Source organism: Halorubrum sp. AJ67 (assembly GCF_000513435.1).
The window spans coordinates 101,806-104,829 of the sequence record NZ_CBVY010000008.1 but is presented as its reverse complement, the minus strand read 5'-3'; the positions used below and the strand labels follow the sequence as shown (position 1 = coordinate 104,829).

The following is a 3,024-nucleotide window of genomic DNA, read 5'->3' as shown; positions in this document are numbered from 1 at the left end:
TGCGCGAGGCGTACACCCGGTGCGTCGTCCCGGCGACGCGGGCCGCGCGCATCCGGTCGCGCTGGGCCCGCCGCCGCGTCTCGTTCTCCCCGACGTAGTCGCCGAAGGCCGTCAGCGCGACGCGGGTGACGAACAGGTCGGCCCGGTCGTCGACGAGCGGGAGCGCGAGCGCGAGGCAGGCCGCGACCGCCGCGACGAGGGGGACGTACTCGATCATCGGTCCGTGGCCGCCGGGTCCCCCGCGGTGGCAGCGTTTTCCTCGTCCGTGAGGGCGTCGGCGTCGACGCCGTCGGCCGCGGCGGCCCGCTCGTCGAGTTTGTCCATCACGCGGTCGGCGTCGGCGTAGTACTCGTTGACGAGGGCGGTGAACGTGCGGTAGTCGTCGATGCCGAGCGCGGAAAGCAGTTCGAGGAAGCGCTCGCGGCGGCGGACCTCGCGGAGCAACTCCGAGCGGGACCAGCCGCGCTCGTCGGCGATCTCATCCAACAGCGACGAGTCGTTCCGCTGGAACGTGTCAGAGTCGGGGTCCCACTCGAACGCCGACGAGTAGTCGAGCTCGCCGGTCCGCTGGTCGATGCCGCCGATCTCGCCGATCGCCTTCGCGCGGCGGACGCGCTGCTCGCCGGAGCGAGTCATCGTCTGGACCGAGAGGAGATCGAGCGACTGGACCATCGCGCGCGGCACGTTGATCGGCTCGTTCTCCAGCCGGTTGATCACCGTCTCGATCGAGTCGGCGTGCATCGTCGAGAACGTCGTGTGTCCCGTGTTCATCGCCTGAAACAGGGTGATAGCCTCTTCCCCGCGGACCTCGCCGACGATGATGTACTCGGGGCGGTGGCGCAGCGCAGAGCGCAGCAGGTCGTACATGTCGATATCAGCCCCCTCGTAGCGGCGCTCGCGGGTAATCGAGGAGAGCCAGTTGTCGTGGTATAAGGAGAGCTCGCGGGTGTCCTCGATCGAGAGAACCTTCGCGCGCGGCGGAATGAACATCGAGACCGCGTTCATCGACGTGGTCTTCCCGGAGGCGGTACCGCCGGCGAAGATGAGACTCTTGTTGTGCTCGATACAGAGCCAGAAGTACGCCATCTGCTCGACGGAGAAGGTCCCGTACTCGACGAGATCGACCGGTGTGAACGGGTCCTCGGCGTACTGACGGATCGTGAACGCCGAGCCGCGCGGCGTCACCTCCTCGCCGAGGGAGAGCTCGGCACGCGAGCCGTCCGGCAGCGTCGTCCCCACGATGGGATCGCCGACGGAGACGTGCCGACCGGACTGCTGGGCGAGCCGGATCACGTAGCTGTCGAGTTCCTCCGGCCCGTAGGAGACGTTCGTCTCGATGTCGGTGTACTCGTCGTGGTAGACGAAGATCGGGAGGTCGTAGCCGTCACACGAGACGTCCTCGATGTGCCGGTCGTTGAGGAGCGGATCGACCTTCCCGTAGCCGCGGAAGTCGCGGTAGAGGTAGTACGCGAGCGCGTGGAACGTGTCCATTCCGGCCTCGACGCCGTACCCCTCCAACAGCGTCTCCAGCTCCGATCTGAGCGTCTCCTCGTCGGTCTTCCCGGTCCCCTCGCGGTACAGGAGCGGGTCGCGGATGTCGTCGACGACGCGGTCGAGGAGGTCGCGCTCGAACGCGTCCAGCTCCGGTTCGACGGCGTAGTAGCGGTGTTCGCTCTCGACGTCGTCGTAGGTGATCACGACGTACGCGTACGGCGCGTTCACCCAGTAGCGGTCGATCTCGCGTTCGTCCTCGGGAACGGTGAATGAGGCGAGCGGCCCGTCCTGTCCGGGGCGGAACGGGCGGACGTCGAGCGTGGACCCCTGAAGCAGCTCCCACGCCCGAGAGAGTCGCCGCTGGAAGGCCTCGATCCGGTCGCCGAGGTCGCTCCCGCCGACGTCGCTCGCCATAGACGTGGGGATGTTGCGGCGGGGGGAAATTAAACTACTCCCGACGATTATCACAACCGACATCGGGGCGGAGCCATCACCGTCGATCCGCTCGTCTCGTCGATCTCGCACCGCCGATCCCCGCCGTCGTCGATCCGCTCGTCTCGTCGATCCGCCCGTTACGTTGATACGGCCGGGCCGCAAAGCGAACCATAGGAAATGCGGCGTGACTGCTTCGATTTGACCGTCGACGGCGTCGGCGACGGCGTCGACTCCCGGTCGCCTCCGCTGGTGCGGATCGACTTCCACGGACCGGAGGAACTGCTCCGCGATCGGCTCTCCGGGGGCGAGAGCGGCGGCGACGACGACCTGCTCACGGCTGACGAGATCGACGTCGCCTTCCGGCTCCGAGAGCCGCTGGACGAGGCGGACGAGCCGGAGGGCGTGGTCGGCGTCACCAACCGGTACACCGGCGACTTCGTCCTCGAACTCAACGAGACGGCGACCGACGTACTCCCCTTCATCCACGCCGCCCGCGACGCCACGGAGGACGGCGACGCGCAGTACCGCGTCGAGATCGACGTCGAGGGCGAGCGGCTCGTCGCCTACGACAAGGACACGTTCCTCGTGTACGACCACGAGGGGAACCTCCTCCGCAGCGAGAGCCTGATCCCCTCGGGCGTCGAACTCTGAGGTCGACGGCCGGAGCGGTTCGCGCGAACTCTTCGACTCACAGGCTGACGCTGTCCGGGACGAACCGGACCGAGTCGCCCGGCCGGAGGTCGAACACGCCGTCGCCGCGCCCGTCGTTGACATCGCACTCCACGTAGCCGTGGCTCCCGACGGTGACGAGTCGCTCGCCGGGGTCGACGGCACCGAACGTCTCCGCGACCGGCGTGAGGTCGCCGTCGACGCGGATCCAGTCGCGGCCGCGGATCAGCGCTCCCGGAACGTTGGTGATCACGTTCCCGAACCGGTCGATCGCGAGCACTTCGCCGTCGACGGCGACGACCTCCCCGGCGTCGTCCGCCCCGTCGTCGACCTCACCATCGCCACCCTCCCCATCGTCGCCCCCGGCGCGCTCGACCGTCGGCTCCGGGAAGCGGACGTCGACGGGGTCGCTCGCGGGGGCGAGGT

The 3,024-nt window shown here is 68.4% G+C and carries 3 protein-coding genes and 1 pseudogene; 1 reads left to right on the top strand and 3 read right to left on the bottom strand.

The features are described from left to right. Together BN903_RS17415 and BN903_RS08715 are read right to left on the bottom strand one after the other, a co-directional pair. Positions 1–217: pseudogene (locus BN903_RS17415) on the bottom strand (secretion system protein); the annotation flags it as partial. Next, positions 214–1,908, bottom strand: coding sequence for a type II/IV secretion system ATPase subunit (locus BN903_RS08715; protein ID WP_048077373.1), 1,695 nt, complete (start codon positions 1,906–1,908; stop codon positions 214–216). The pseudogene BN903_RS17415 and the gene BN903_RS08715, both read right to left, overlap by 4 nt. 198 nt (positions 1,909–2,106) lie before the next feature. On the opposite strand from BN903_RS08715, the gene BN903_RS08710 reads away from it, so the two are divergent. Continuing rightward, positions 2,107–2,580: a DUF5793 family protein gene (locus tag BN903_RS08710; protein ID WP_048077372.1), complete on the top strand. Its 474-nt coding sequence runs from the start codon at positions 2,107–2,109 to the stop codon at positions 2,578–2,580. A gap of 37 nt (positions 2,581–2,617) precedes the next feature. Here the strand turns inward: BN903_RS08710 and BN903_RS08705 are convergent. Next, positions 2,618–3,024 (bottom strand): SAM hydroxide adenosyltransferase (locus BN903_RS08705; protein ID WP_048077371.1); only part of this gene is annotated, 407 nt, incomplete at its 5' end.

Excerpts from the sequence above, each read along its gene's own strand:
- BN903_RS08715 (WP_048077373.1), bottom strand. The coding sequence starts at position 1,908 with ATGGCGAGCGACGTCGGCGGGAGCGACCTCGGCGACCGGATCGAGGCC.
- BN903_RS08710 (WP_048077372.1), top strand. The coding sequence starts at position 2,107 with ATGCGGCGTGACTGCTTCGATTTGACCGTCGACGGCGTCGGCGACGGC.